At 67.2% G+C, this 14,042-nt stretch carries 8 protein-coding genes; 6 read left to right on the top strand and 2 right to left on the bottom strand.

The features are described from left to right. Positions 1-160 precede the first annotated feature (160 nt). Positions 161-2,134 (top strand): S9 family peptidase, encoded by a 1,974-nt coding sequence (locus RUU78_RS04585; protein ID WP_313914132.1) that lies wholly within the window; start codon positions 161-163, stop codon positions 2,132-2,134. A 99-nt stretch (positions 2,135-2,233) separates the two neighbouring features. Next, complete coding sequence (locus RUU78_RS04580) at positions 2,234-4,192, top strand: S9 family peptidase (protein WP_313914130.1); 1,959 nt, start codon at positions 2,234-2,236, stop codon at positions 4,190-4,192. 140 nt (positions 4,193-4,332) lie between these two features. On the opposite strand, the gene RUU78_RS04575 is transcribed toward RUU78_RS04580, so the two are convergent. Then, positions 4,333-5,472, bottom strand: a complete 1,140-nt coding sequence (locus tag RUU78_RS04575) for a PQQ-dependent sugar dehydrogenase (RefSeq protein WP_313914208.1) — start codon at positions 5,470-5,472, stop codon at positions 4,333-4,335. A 200-nt stretch (positions 5,473-5,672) separates the two neighbouring features. Here RUU78_RS04575 and RUU78_RS04570 point away from each other — a divergent pair, with 200 nt between their 5' ends. After that, positions 5,673-6,800 (top strand): FAD-dependent oxidoreductase, encoded by a 1,128-nt coding sequence (locus tag RUU78_RS04570; RefSeq protein ID WP_313914128.1) that lies wholly within the window; start codon positions 5,673-5,675, stop codon positions 6,798-6,800. Here the strand turns inward: RUU78_RS04570 and RUU78_RS04565 are convergent. Continuing rightward, positions 6,781-8,601 carry an oligopeptide:H+ symporter gene (locus RUU78_RS04565; RefSeq protein ID WP_313914126.1) on the bottom strand — a complete coding sequence of 607 codons (1,821 nt, stop codon included), beginning with the start codon at positions 8,599-8,601 and terminating at the stop codon, positions 6,781-6,783. The genes RUU78_RS04570 and RUU78_RS04565 overlap by 20 nt on opposite strands. A gap of 148 nt (positions 8,602-8,749) precedes the next feature. Between RUU78_RS04565 and RUU78_RS04560 the strand changes: the two genes are divergently transcribed. From RUU78_RS04560 to RUU78_RS04550, 3 genes are all read left to right on the top strand, one after another. After that, complete coding sequence (locus tag RUU78_RS04560; RefSeq protein ID WP_313914125.1) at positions 8,750-9,409, top strand: hypothetical protein; 660 nt, start codon at positions 8,750-8,752, stop codon at positions 9,407-9,409. A gap of 299 nt (positions 9,410-9,708) precedes the next feature. Beyond that, entirely contained in the window at positions 9,709-11,640 is a 1,932-nt protein-coding gene (locus RUU78_RS04555) for an oligopeptide transporter, OPT family (protein ID WP_313914123.1), read from the top strand. Between the two features lie 225 nt (positions 11,641-11,865). Next, positions 11,866-13,986, top strand: a complete 2,121-nt coding sequence (locus RUU78_RS04550; RefSeq protein WP_313914121.1) for a S9 family peptidase — start codon at positions 11,866-11,868, stop codon at positions 13,984-13,986. The last annotated feature ends 56 nt before the right edge of the window (positions 13,987-14,042 follow it).

The raw sequence follows: 14,042 nt of genomic DNA, 5'->3' as shown, positions 1-14,042 counted from the left end.
AGCATCCCGATGGATTGCCCGGGAGATCGTGCGCGGTAGGGACAGTGAAGGCCTGCGATACGCAAGTGAGAGCGGGGGCAGCGAAACCCGGTGTAGAGCGTCATCTGTTCCGGCGCGGCCATAGGGGCCGGCGCCGTCTTTTTCTGCAGAGGAGTTTTCCATGTCCATCCGTCGCCTCGCCGCAGGCCTGGCCGCATTGCTCGGCGCCGCCGGCGCCCATGCCGAAGTCCCGCTCGCCGACTTCGCGCGGCATGTGCAGTACTCCAGCGTCAAGATCTCGCCGGACGGCGAGTACATCGCCGCCGATGCCGTGATCGACAACCGCCGCTCGCTCGCGATCATCCGCCTGAGCGACATGAAGGCGACGCGCATCACGCCGCGCATGGATGAAGTCGTCGACTTCACCTGGGTCGGCAAGCAGCGGCTGATGTACCGGGTCGGCGAACCGATTGGCGGACTCGAGCGGCCGGTCGCCAACGGCGAGCTGTATTTCGTCGATGCCGACGGTGGCCGCAACGAGATCCTGTTCGGCTATCGCGCGGGCAAGGAATCCACCGGTACCCACATCAAGGCAGTCAGTCCCGAGCGCGCCAGTGCCTTCCTGATCGACGACCTGCGCGACGACGACGACAACATCCTCATCCGTGTGCACGAATGGAAGAGCACCGCCGAGCCGACCCCGCCGGTGGTCTACAAGTTCGACGTCAACGACGGCTCGAAGAAGCGCCTGTTCGTTTCGCCGATACGCAGCGCGAATGGATTTCTCGCCGATCACGCCGGCAACGTCAATTTCGCCTACGGCGTCGACGTCAACAATCGCTGGCAAGTGATGTATCGCGGCAAGGACGGCGGCGACTGGACCACGGTATTCGACGGCACCAACACGCCGGGCGAGCCCACGCCGCTGGCTTATGACCGCGACAACAAGACCGTCTACTGGTCCTGCGAGCCCGAGGGCAAGATCGGCGGCCTGTGTTCGTGGACCGCGGACGAGCGCACCCTCAAGCCGGTCTGGTCGGCCAAGGACGTCGAGATGGATTCGATCCTGATGGACTTCGACGACACCACCGTTGTCGGCGTGCGCGCCTACCCGGGCCGCTCGGCCGTCGGCGTCATCAACAAGAAGACCGCGATGATCGAGTCGCTGTCGATGCTGATGCAGCAATTTCCCGGCGAAACCGTCGAGGTCACCTCGGTCAGCAAGGACGGCAAGCGCGCGATCGTTGCCGTGCACAGTGACGTGAACCCCGGCGAATTCTTCCTGTACGACCGCGACAACAAGAAGCTGGCGGCGATCCTCAAGCGTGCCGACAAGATCGATCCGGACCAGATGGCCGCGATGGAGCCGATCAAACTCAAGTCGCGCGACGGTCTTGATCTCAACGGCTATCTGACCCGGCCGCTCGGCCAGGAGCAGGGCAAGAACCTGCCGCTCGTCGTCTACGTCCATGGTGGCCCGTTCGACGTGCGCGACTACTGGAGCTACGACCCGACCGTGCAGATGCTAGCGAGCCGCGGCTACGCCGTGCTGCAAGTCAATTTCCGCGGCTCCGGCGGCTACGGCCACGCGTTCGAGGTCGCTGGCTACCGGCAGTGGGGCGGCACCATGCAGGACGACGTGACCGACGCGACGAAATGGGCGATCGGGCAGGGCATCGCCGATGCCAAGCGCGTCTGCATCTACGGCACGAGCTACGGCGGCTATGCGGCGTTGATGGGCGCCGTGCGCGAGCCGGGCCTGTACCGCTGCGCGATCGGCGATGCCGGCGTCTACGATCTGCGCCTGATGCTGACGCGCGGTGACGTGCAGGATTCACGCTACGGCGAGAACTACCTCAAGCAGACGGTCGGCGACGATAGCGGCTTCCTTGCCGGGCGCTCGCCGATCACGCAGCTCGACAAGATCAAGGCCAGCCTCATGCTGATCGTCGGCGGCCAGGACAAGCGCGTGCCGCCGGTCCACGGCGAGAGCGTGCACAACGCGCTCGAAAAAGACCGCGTGAAACACGAATGGCTTTATCAGCGCACCGAGGCGCACGGTTTCTACGACGAGAAGAACATCGAGGACATGTACGCACGCATGCTCGCGTTCCTCGATGCGAACATCGGCGGCAAGGCGCAGCCCGCGCCCTGAGGCGCCGACGGCGCCGCGCTGCCGGTAACGGCGGCGCGGCGTCCGGCCATGGTGATTCGCGGCAGGCGAATGCAGCCGGCCGTTCCGCAGGGACATCCGATGCGCACGCTTGGTCTTCTGCTCTGCCTCGTGAGCCTGTGCGGCACGGCCGCCGCGGCCGATCCCGTCCCGATCGCCGCGTTCGCGCAGCCGCTGCGCTACGAGAACGTGCGCATCTCGCCCGACGGCGCCTACCTCGCCACCGACAGCCTTTCCGGCGGCAGGCGCAGCCTGCGGCTGATGCGTCTGGCCGACCGGCATACCGTGGACGTGGTGCCGCGCGAACACGACGAAGTGGTCGCGTTCCACTGGGTCAACGCGCGCCGGCTGCTCTATACCGTGGGAACCAAGCTGCCCGGCGTCGAACAGCCCGTGCCGACCGGCGAACTGTTCTTCGTCAACGCCGACGGCTCCGACCGCGCGCTGCTGTTCGGTGCGCGCGCGGGCCGTTTCGACGCCGGCACGCACATCAAGAAATTGCGCCCGGAGAAGGCCAGCGCGACGCTGCTCGATGCGCTGCGCCGCGACGAGCGCAACATCCTGGTCTGGAGCGCCGGCAGCCAGCTCGACTCAGGCGCGGGCGAACATGCGGTCTGGCGCATGGACGTCGTCGACGGCGCGCGCAAGCGCTTGTTCGCGTCGCCGCTGCGCTATCCGGCCGGCTTTCTCGCCGATCCTGCCGGCGTCGTGCGCTTCGCCTACGGCAGCAATGCCGACAATATATACAAAGTACTTTATCGCGGCGGCGGGCGGCGCGACTGGCAGGTCGTGTTCGACGGCAACGCTGCCGGCGGACGCGCCGAACCGCTGGCCTACGCCGCCGACGGCAAGACGACCTATTGGCGCTGCCAGCCAGAGGGCAAGACCGGCGGCGTGTGCCGCTGGTCCGCCGACGCGCGCGAACTGCAGCCCGTGTGGAGCAGTCGCGAGGTCGAAAGCGATCGCCTGCTGCTCGATTTCGACGGCCATACGCTGGCCGGTGTGATCGCCGAACCGGGCAAGCCGGCGTTGACGGTGATCGACAGGAACGCCGCGGTCATCGAGGTGCTGCGCACGCTGCTGCCGCGCTTTCCGGGGCAGGTCGTCGACATCGTCTCGGCGTCCGACGACGGCAGCCGCGTCGTAGTGCAGGTGCGCAGTGATACCAATCCCGGCGAGTGGTACCTGTTCGAACGCGAGAGCGGAAACCTGCAGCCGCTGTTCCGTCGCGCCGAAGGCATCGATCCGGCCCGCCTCGCGACCATGGAGCCGCTGCGCTTCAACACGCGCGACGACCTCACCGTCTACGGCTATCTGACCAGTCCGCCCGGCCAGGAGACGGCGAAGAACCTGCCGGTGGTCGTGCTCGCGCACGGTGGTCCCTATTTCGTGCGCGACCGCTGGCAATACGATCCGACGGTGCAACTGCTCGCCAGCCGCGGCTATGCCGTGCTGCAGGTCAATTTCCGCGGCTCCGAAGGCTACGGCGCTGCGTTCGAAGTGGCCGGCTATCGCGAGTGGGGCGGCCGTATGCAGGACGATCTGACCGATGCGACGCGCTGGCTGATCGCGCGCGGCATCGCCGACCCGCACCGCATCTGCATCCTCGGCACCAGCTACGGCGGCTATGCCGCGCTGATGGGCGCCGTGCGCGAGCCGGATCTCTACCGCTGCGCCATCGGTCACAGCGGCGTCTACGATCTGCGCCTGCTGTTCCGTGAGGGACCGCTCGGCGAATCGCCGTTCGGCCGCAACTTCCTCAAGCGCGTGCTCGGCGAGGACGAGGACGAACTCGCGCGCCGCTCGCCCGTCACCGCACTCGACGCGATCAAGGCCCGCCTGATGCTGATCGCCGGCGGACAGGACAGGACAGTGCCACCGCTGCACAGCCAGAACCTGCACGCCGCGCTCGACCAGCGCGGCGTCGCGCACGAATGGCTGTTCCGGCCCAGCGAAGGGCACGGCTTCTATGGCGAGGAAAACCGCGCCGACCTGTATCGGCGCCTGATCGAGTTTCTCGATGCGTCGACGGTGCCGTGAGGTGAAATCCCGATCGAGGGTAGAGCTTCGCTGACAGCTTGAAGCCCTCCCCTTGAAGGGGAGGGCTTAACGGCGCAGGTCGCCCGTGGGGCACTGTGTTTTAGTTTTACAATTAATCTTTAATCTAAAATGTTTATTATCTACTTCGCCGCAGCCGCCTTCGGCGTCAACAGCAGCAGTCGCCCGCCGGATCCGTTCATCTGGTCTTCCAGCAGCCACAGGTTGCCGTCCGGACCCTGTTCCACTTCGCGGATGCGTTCGCCCATGTCATAGCGTGCGGCTTCCTTCGCGCTGTCGCCGCTGAACTCGACGCGTACCAGCGCCTTGCTCGACAGGCCGCCGATGAAACCGTCGCCGTTCCAGTCGGCGAACGGCTTGCCCGTGTAGATGATGAAGCTCGACGGCGAGATCACCGGCGTCCAGCTCACGGCCGGGGCGTGGAATTCGGGACGCGTGGAATGATCCGGAATTTCCTTGCCGTCGTAGTGGTCGCCGTTGGAGACGACCGGATAGCCGTAGTTGTCGCCGCGCACGACGAGATTGAGCTCGTCGCCGCCCTTCGGGCCCATCTCGACGTTCCAGAGCTTGCCAGCGCCGTCGAAGGCCAGGCCCAACGGGTTGCGGTGGCCGAGGCTCCAGACCTGCGCGGCGACGCCGCCCTGGTCCGCGAACGGATTGTCCTTGGGCAGCGAGCCGTCGTCGTTGAGACGCACGATCTTGCCGAGGTTGGACTTCATGTCCTGGGCCGGATCGAAGTGCTGGCGCTCGCCCGAGCTGATGAACAGATGGCCGTCGGGCGCGAACGCGATGCGGTGGCCGTAGTGGCCGCGGCCGCTGATCTTCGGCTCCTGGCGCCAGATCACCGCGAGCTCGCTCAGTGCGCCGCCGCCCTTGTCGTCGAGGCTCAGCTTCGCGCGCGCCACGGCGGCGCCACGCTTGTCGCCGTCGCCGGATTCCGCGTAGCTCAGATAGATCCAGCCGTTGTCGGCGAACTTCGGATGCAGCACGACGTCGCCGAAGCCACCCTGGCCACCGTAGTCCACGGCCGGCGCGCCGCTGACATCGCTGATACGGCCGTCCTGCGTGACGAGCTTGAGCTTGCCCTTCTTCTCGGTCACGAGCAGGCGGCCGTCGGGCAGGAAGGTCATCGCCCAGGGCTCGCTGAGCTTGGCCACGGGCTTCGTATCGAACGGTGCGGGCGCGGCCGTCTGGGCGGCGCAGGCGGATGCGCCGAGCGCGGCCCCCAGCAGCAGGATCAGCCTCGTACGTTTTGCGGTCATCGTGGTCATGCGCATTCTCGGCAGGTGCGCCGACTGCGGCGCGGAACACGGTATATGCACGAGTGGACGCAAAGAAAACGTCAGGCCGAGGCCGGCAAACCGCCGATCGATGGAAATGCGGGTGCAATCATCCTGCAACCAAAGCCTCACATTGCCTATGTACTTTGCGATCTTTCCCGCGCACGGAAGGACTCCGGCGTATGTCCCATGCAACCGCGATCGTGATCGGTGCCGGCATCGTCGGCCTTGCGCTGGCCCGCGCGCTGGCTCTGCGCGGCGGCCGCGTCGTGGTGTTCGAGCGCCACGAACGCCCTGTCGGCGCGACGCTGCGCAATGCCGGCGCTGTCTGGCTGCTCGGCGTGGACGATCCACACGAGCTCGACCAGGCGCGCCGCTCGCGCGCGGTCTGGCGCGAATTCTGCGACGACGCCGACGTCTGGCACGACCCGGCCGGCTGTCTCGTGCCGGCCTTCGATGCGGACGAATGGGCGCTGCTGCAGGAATTCGCGGCGGCCAACCGCGGCGTGCGCGAGTGCGAACTGCTCGATCCCGCCGCCGCGCGCCAGCGTTCGGCCTGGGTCGCCGCGCGCGGCCTGCGCGGCGCGCTGTATTCCGGCGAGGACATGCTGGTCGACCCGCGCGTGGTGATGCGCCGCCTGCCGGCGTGGCTGGCGGCGCGGCACGAGATCGAATTTCGCTGGAAGCACACGGTGACACGCATCGAACACCCCTATGTCTGGAGCGGTGGCCGGCGCCACGCGGCCGATGCGATCTATGTGGCCGGCGGCGCCGAGACGGAACTGCTGTTGCCGGGCCTGGCCGCGGAAGCGCGTCCACGGCTGCAGCGGCGCCTGCTGCTGCGCCTGGCCGCGCAGCCGGACGGGTTCCGCCTCGGCGCGATGCTCTGCAGTGCGGCAGCGCTGGCGCGACAGGCCTCTGCCGCGGCGCCTGGTCTGCACGCGCACGGCCCCGGCGACGCGGGAGCCGCGCCCGATCTGCGCCTGCTGCAGAACGGCAGCGGTGAACTCGTCGTCGACGCCGGCCTCGCGGTCGACGAGTCCGATGCCGGCCAGCGCCACGCGCTGGCCGCGCTGCGGCGTCTCGTCGAACTGCCCGATTGCCGCATCGTGCAGGGCTGGACGCTGCCGCAGCTTCACGCGCCGACGAGTGCCGTGGCGATGCAAGCCGCGCCCGGCGTCACCGTCGCCGCTGCGCCCGGGCGCAGCGGCCTGGGCATGACGACCGCGTTCGGCCTGGCCGAGGACATCGTCGCCGGCACGCCGCGCGCGCGTCCGGCCGATGTCTCGCTCAGCGTACGCCGTGCATGAGCCGTCGCAGCAGCGGCGCGAGCGCGAACGCGACCACGGCGCAGCCCAGGCCGATCCAGAGCATCACGCTGAACAGGTGGGAGTACTTGGCACCCGCGTCGGCAAAAGCGAGCGTGGTGCCGGCGGGGATCTCGATCGCGGCGAGCTTGCCGAACTGCGCGGCCAGGGTTTCGGAGAACGCGGTCGCGAGGAACCAGGTGCCCATCATGAGGCTGACCACGCGCGGCACCGACAGCTGGCTCACTGCCGACAGGCCGACCGGTGAAAGGCACATTTCCCCAAGTTCCAGAATGAAATAAGCCGCTACCAGCCACCACACGCTGGCCTGCTGGCCGGTGGCGCCGGCGTGCTGCGCCGCCCACAGCAGCGGCAGGAAGGAAAGCCCGGCCAGCAGCAGCCCCAGCGCCGACTTGACCGGCTTGGACGGATCCGCGCCGCGGGCGTCGAGCCAGCCCCACAGGCCGCTGAACAGCGGCGCGAGCAGGACCAGGAACAGTGCACCGAGATAGGTCAGCGAACCGGCCGTCTGCGGCAGCACCAGGCAGTCGCGCACGAGCAGCACCAGCGCGACGACGACGACGGTGCCGAACAGCACGCGCGGCGCGCGTGACAGCGGGTCGCGGTCGGACAGGCGCGCGGCGACGACGAACGCGCCCGGCGCGAGCAGCAGCACGACGATGGACCATGGCGCGGTCTGCACGAACAGGCTTACGTTGGCGAACCAGTCGCTGCTCCAGGTCAGCGCCGGCGTGGGCTGCACCAGCGCCGGAACGAGATCCTTCGTGAGCAGGCGGTCGGTGAAGGTGACCCACGAGCCGTAGGTCTGCTCGTACAGCGTGAAGAACACCAGGCACATCGCGATCATCGACATCAGCGCGATCATCTGGTGGCGCTGCACGCGGTTGCACTGGGTCGTGATGAACCAGGCGAACCAGCCGAGCACGGCCAGCATCATGAGGATCATCAGCGCGAGCGCGGGCGTGATCTCGCCGCCGAGCTTGAACGCGCCGTTGGCCACGGCCCACATCAGGCCGGCGACCGGCAGCAGGCCCGCGGCGGCGCCCGCATAGATCAGCCATTCGCGAGGAACGCCGGCGACGCGTTCGCGCAGACGTACGGGATCCGGTGCCTCGGCATGGCCGCGCAGGTATTTCTGGCCCCAGAGGAATTGCAGCAGGCCGAGCAGCATGCCGAAGCCGGCGATGCCGAAGCCGTAGGCCCAGCCCAGGGTCTGGCCGAGATAGCCGCAGATGATGGACGCCAGCAGCGACCCGAGGTTGATGCCGGCGTAGAACAGCGCAAAGCCGGAATCACGGCGCGGATCGTCGGGCGCATAGAGCTTGCCGACGATGGTCGAGATGTTGGGCTTGAGGAAACCCACGCCCATGATGATCAGCGACAGCGAGAAATAGAACGCGAACAGCGCGCCCTCGTCGCGCTGCGTCACGCCGTCGACGATGCGCGCCTCGTGCCCTTCGAACGCCATGCCTGCGTGGCCCAGCACCAGCAGCAGTCCGCCGAACAGCACCGCCTTGCGCATGCCGAGCCAGCGATCGGCGAGCAGGCCGCCAATGACCGGCAGGCAATAGACCAGACCGCCGTAGGCGCCGATCACGTCGTAGCCGACCTCGTCGCCGAACTTGTGGTGCTGCAGCAGGTACAGCAGCAGCAGCGCCTTCATGCCGTAGAACGAGAAGCGCTCCCACATCTCGGTGAAGAAGCAGACGTAGACGCCTTTGGGATGACCGAGAAAGGTGTCGGTCGCGTCGTAGGGCGCGGCATGCGGAAGGACTGCGGACATGCGGATTCCGGTCGGTGCGGGGTGGCCGGAGTATAGCCATGCTGTTTCGCGACGCAGGCGCTTCGCCCGGGCGGGATGCGTCGCACGCGTTGCCGCCGCGGCGCCGAAACGTTAACGTTTCCGGATGACCAGACCCTATCGATCCTGCATGGTTTCCTTCGTGCTGGCCGCGCTGCTGTCGGCCTGCGTCCCTTCTCCCCGTCCCGAGTCCGCCAAGGTCTCCACCGCTACCGCCGCGCCGCTCGCGTCAACGCCGCAGCAGGCCTTTCTGCTGCGTCTGCGCAGCCTCTGCGGCAAGGCGTTCGCGGGCCGCATCGTCGCCGACACGCCAGCGACGGCCGACGACCCGTTCGCCGGCAAGCCGCTCGTCATGCACGTGCGCGAGTGCGACGGCGATACGGTGCGCATTCCGTTCCACGTCGGTGACGACCATTCGCGCACCTGGGTGATCACGCTCGGCGACGGGCACCGCGTGCTGCGTCTGAAGCACGAGCATCGCCATGCCGACGGTAGCGACGACGCGATGACGCTGTACGGCGGCAACAGTCGTGCGCTGCCGGAAGCAAAGCCGGCGGAAGAAATGGCGGGTCAATGGCGCTTCGAGTTTCCCGCCGACCTGTATTCGATGGCGCTGTTCCGCGCGCAACATCGGACGATTTCGATCAGCAACGTCTGGGCCGTCGAACTGGATGCGCAGCGCTTCGTCTACGAACTTGCGCGGACGAACCGGCTGTTCCGCGTCGAGTTCGACCTGACCCAGCCGCAGCCGTTGCCGCCGCCGCCCTGGGGTGCGACAGCGGCTCACTGAAGCGGGCGCGGACGCGGCCCCGGACGCGCCAGCAGCGGGGTCGGTTTTCCCGCTGCGTCGATGCCTGCGTCGGCGGTGGCGTCCTCAGGCGTGCGCCGCTCGTGCCTGCGCGCCGGGCTCTCCGGCTCACGCTCGAATGCCCCACCGCTTGATGCGATGCAGCACGAGCAGGCGCGCTCAGCACGACGTTGCACGACGCCGCGCAACGATGCGTCGACCGCGCCCGCCCGCATGTGCAGCGGTTATGCTTGGCGCCCCCGCGCCAGCCGTGCGGGTCGTTACCTATTCCCGGAGTCCGCATGAGTACACCTGCCATTCCGCAGCTGACTGTCCGCGCCGTCATCTTGTCGGTGGTGCTGGCGATGATCCTCGCTGCTGCCAACACCTACCTCGGCCTGTTCGCCGGCCTGACCATCGCCACGGCGATCCCGGCCGCGGTCATCTCCATGGCCGTGCTGCGCGTGCTCGGCGGCGGCACCATCCTCGAGAACAACATCGTGCAGACCGGCGCCTCGGCCGGTTCGTCGATCGCGGCGGGTGTGATCTTCACGATCCCCGCGCTGATCATCCTCGGCTACTGGCAGGACTTCCGCTATTCCTGGGTGTTCGCGATCGCCGGGCTCGGCGGTCTGCTCGGCGTGCTGTTCTCGGTGCCGCTGCGCCGCTCAATGATCGTCGAGGACCCGCTGCCGTTTCCCGAAGGCAAGGCCGCGGCCGAAGTGCTCAAGGCCGGCGAGAACCCGGGACCGGGCATCCGCATCCTCGCCGTGTCCTCGGTGCTCGGCGCCGTGGTCAAGCTCATGGCCGAAAGTGGCCTGCGCCTGATTCCCGACAATGCCGCCGTTGCCGGTTTCTTCGGCAAGTACCTCGGCTACATGGGCACCGGCCTGTCGCCGGCGCTGCTCGGCGTGGGCTACATCGTCGGCCTCAACATCGGCATCGTCGTGCTCTCGGGCAGCGTGCTGTCCTACAACATCGCGATTCCGCTGTTCCACGCGTTCGCCACGACCTTCGATCCGGAACTGGCCGCCCGCCTCGTCGGCAAGGGCGCCGCGGAAGCAGCCGGCATGATCCGCGGCGAGAAGGTGCGCTACCTCGGTGTCGGCGCGATGCTGATCGGCGGCATCTGGACATTGTTCTCGCTGCGCAAGTCGCTGCTGTCGGGCATCAGGAGCGGCATCGCCGCGGCGCGCAAGGGCACCAGCGCCGATGTCCCCGAAACCGAACGCGACCTGCCGATGAAGTGGATGCTGATCGCGCTCGTGATATTCGTGCTGCCGCTGCTGCTGCTCTACCAGGCCATCGTCGGCAACTGGCTGGTCAGTGTGCCGATGGCCATCATCATGGTCGTCGCGGGCTTCCTGTTCGTGTCGGTGTCGGGCTATCTCGCCGGCCTCGTCGGCTCGAGCAACAACCCGGTCTCCGGCATCACCATCGCGACCATCCTGTTTGCCTCCGTCGTGCTCATGCTGCTGCTCGGACGCGACTCGCCGATCGGCGCGGTCGCCGCGATCATGATCGGCGCGGTGGTCTGCTGTGCGGCCGCGGTCGGTGGCGACAACCTGCAGGACCTCAAGGCCGGCTATCTCGTCGGCGCGACGCCGTGGAAGCAGCAGGTCATGCTCGCGATCGGCTCGCTGTCCTGCGCGCTGGTCATGGCGCCGGTACTGAATCTGCTCGCGGTCGCCTACGGCATCGGCGAAGCCACGCCGCAGCATCCGAACCCGCTCAATGCACCGCAGGCGCAGCTGATGGCTTCGGTCGCGAAAGGCATGTTCGGCGGCAAGCTGCCGTGGGACATGATCATTGCCGGTGCCGTGATCGGCGCCGTCATCATCGCCATCGACGAATGGCTCAAGGCGCGCAAGGCGCATTTCCGCGTGCCCGTGCTGGCCGCCGCGATCGGCATCTACCTGCCGCTCGAACTCATGGTGCCGATCTTCCTCGGCGGCGTGCTCTCGTACCTGGTCGAACGCCGCTTCGGCGTGCCGGCGACCGACGAGGAAGCGCGCGACCGCGTGCATCGTCCGGGCACGCTGTTCGCCGCGGGCCTGATCACCGGCGAGGCCCTCATGGGCATCGCGATCGCGATCCCGATCGTCGTCAGCGGCAAGGCCGACGTGCTCGCGCTGCATGGCTGGGAACTCGGCCAGATCGCCGGCCTCGCCGTGCTCGCCTTCATCGGCGCGCTGCTGTTCCGCAGCGCGATCAAGGGCCAGCCGAAAGCCTGATCCTCGTTTCCGCCGCCGCGACCATCGCGGCGGCGGACTTAGCGGATTCCACTGGGGGAGTTCTGGACAAGTTGTTTGGACTGTCGCTCTTGCGATGTACACCAGATCCCCACAACCCCGCCAAACGCCTGCTGCGCAGGCATTTGGCCGCCCCCTTGACTCAAGGGGGCTCCAGAATCAAAAGCAAACTTCGACTTGTTCACAGGTTTTTCAATGGATAACGTCATGAAACTTCCCGTTTCCCTGGGTTTTGCGCTCTTCGCCGCACTGGCTTCGGACGCCGCATTCGCGGCGCGCGGCCTCGACGTCAACGATCTCGTCAACCTCGAACGCATCAGCGATCCGCAGGTCTCGCCCGATGGCCGCTTCGTTGCCTATCAGCTGCGCCAGACCGATTTCGCCGCGAACAAGGGTGTTAACGGTCTGTGGCTGCTGCGCCTCGACGGTAAGTCGGCGCCGCTGCGCCTGACCGCGGAAGGCGCGAGCAGCGCCGGTCCGCGCTGGTCGGCCGACGGCCGCAGCATCTTCTATACCGCGGTCCAGGACGGCGTGAACCAGCTCTGGCGCATCGACGTCGCGCCGGCGTTGTCCCAGCGCGAGCAGGACAAGCAGGCGCTGATGCGCAACGCCTTCGAGGCGGCGCCCGCGGCGGCGATCGTCTCCAGCGGCCTGCCCGTCGACGTCGGCAGCTTCAAGCTGTCGCCCGACGGCAAGCACGTGCTGCTGTCGCTGGACGTGTTCACCGATTGCTCTGACATCGACTGCACGAAGAAGCGCCTCGACGACACCGCCGCGGCCAAGGCCACGGGCCAGCTCTACGACTCGCTGTTCGTGCGCCACTGGGATACCTGGTCCGACGGTCGCCGCAGCCAGCTGTTTCTCGGCGAACTCGGTGCCGACGGCAAGCTGCAGCCCAAGCTCAGGCTGATGTCGCGCGGGATCGACGGCGACGTGCCGTCCAAGCCTTTCGGCGACGATTCCGAATACGCGTTCTCGCCGGACGGCAAGACCGTCTATTTCGGCGCGCGCATTGCCGGCAAGACCGAACCCTGGTCGACCAACTTCGATCTTTACGCCGTGCCCACCGACGCATCGTCGCAGCCGCGCAACCTCACCGCGGCCAATCCGGCCTGGGACGCGAACCCGCTGCCCTCGGCCGACGGCAAGACGCTGTACTACCTCGCGATGAAGCGTCCCGGTTTCGAGGCCGACCGCTTCGGCGTGATGGCGCTGGATCTGGCCAGCGGCAAGAGCCGCGAGATCAACGCGGGCTGGGACCGTTCCGCCGGCGCGATCAAGCTTTCGGCCGACGGCAAGAGCATCTTCACGACCAGCGACGACAACGGCCAGCATCCGCTGTTCGCGATCGACATCGCCAGCGGCAAGGTGCGCACCGTGATCGGCGAAGGCCACATCAACGGCTACGACCTGGCCGGCAACACCCTCGTGTTCGGCCGCGACACGCTGAAGTCGCCCAGCCAGCTGTTCCTGACCACGCCCAAGGGCGGCAAGGCGAAGCAGCTGACCATGAACAACGCCGAGCGGCTCAAGGACGTGGTCTTCGGCGAACCGGAGTTCTTCGACTTCCAGGGTGCGAACAACGATCGCGTGCAGGGCTACGTGGTCAAGCCGTGGAACTATGAACAAGGCAAGAAGTATCCGGTCGCCTACCTGATCCACGGAGGCCCGCAGGGCGCCTACGGCAACGACTTCCACTACCGCTGGAATCCGCAGACCTATGCGGGCCTGGGCTTCGCCGTGGTCGCAGTGAATTTCCACGGCTCGACCGGCTACGGCCAGGCCTTCACCGATGCGATCTCCGGCGACTGGGGCGGCAAGCCGCTCGAAGACCTGCAGAAAGGCTGGGCCGCGGCGCTGGCGAAATACAGCTTCCTCGACGGCGACCGCGCCTGCGCGCTGGGCGCGTCCTACGGCGGCTACATGGTCAACTGGATCGCCGGCAACTGGCCGCAGCCGTGGAAGTGCCTGGTCAACCACGACGGTGTGTTCGACGCGCGCATGATGGGTTATTCCACCGAGGAACTGTGGTTCAGCGAGTGGGAAAACGGCGGCACGCCGTACGACAAGCCGGAGAACTACGAGAAGTTCAATCCGGTCAACCATGTCGCGAAGTGGAAAGTGCCGATGCTCGTGATCCAGGGCGGCCTCGATTTCCGCATCCCGCTGGAACAGGGCCTGGCCACCTTCACCGCGCTGCAGCGCCGCGGCATCGAAAGCCAGTTCCTGCACTTCCCGAACGAGAACCACTGGGTGCTCAAGCCGCACAACAGCGTGCAGTGGCACAACACGGTCAATACGTGGATACAGCGCTGGACGGCGCAGTAGTTCGGGAATCGGGAATCGGGAATCGGGAATCGGGAATCGGGAATCGGGAATCGGGA

It is taken from the genome of Tahibacter sp., assembly GCF_032229445.1.
Classification (GTDB): domain Bacteria; phylum Pseudomonadota; class Gammaproteobacteria; order Xanthomonadales; family Rhodanobacteraceae; genus Tahibacter.
The sequence above is the reverse complement of the archived record's forward strand: the minus strand, read 5'-3'. Positions and strand labels throughout refer to the sequence as shown.

What these genes read in the sequence shown, in the direction of transcription:
- RUU78_RS04550 (WP_313914121.1), top strand. Translation starts at nt 11,866, where the DNA reads ATGAAACTTCCCGTTTCCCTGGGTTTTGCGCTCTTCGCCGCACTGGCT.
- RUU78_RS04565 (WP_313914126.1), bottom strand. Translation starts at nt 8,601, where the DNA reads ATGTCCGCAGTCCTTCCGCATGCCGCGCCCTACGACGCGACCGACACC.
- RUU78_RS04580 (WP_313914130.1), top strand. Translation starts at nt 2,234, where the DNA reads ATGCGCACGCTTGGTCTTCTGCTCTGCCTCGTGAGCCTGTGCGGCACG.
- RUU78_RS04555 (WP_313914123.1), top strand. Translation starts at nt 9,709, where the DNA reads ATGAGTACACCTGCCATTCCGCAGCTGACTGTCCGCGCCGTCATCTTG.
- RUU78_RS04560 (WP_313914125.1), top strand. Translation starts at nt 8,750, where the DNA reads ATGGTTTCCTTCGTGCTGGCCGCGCTGCTGTCGGCCTGCGTCCCTTCT.
- RUU78_RS04585 (WP_313914132.1), top strand. Translation starts at nt 161, where the DNA reads ATGTCCATCCGTCGCCTCGCCGCAGGCCTGGCCGCATTGCTCGGCGCC.
- RUU78_RS04570 (WP_313914128.1), top strand. Translation starts at nt 5,673, where the DNA reads ATGTCCCATGCAACCGCGATCGTGATCGGTGCCGGCATCGTCGGCCTT.
- RUU78_RS04575 (WP_313914208.1), bottom strand. Translation starts at nt 5,472, where the DNA reads ATGACCGCAAAACGTACGAGGCTGATCCTGCTGCTGGGGGCCGCGCTC.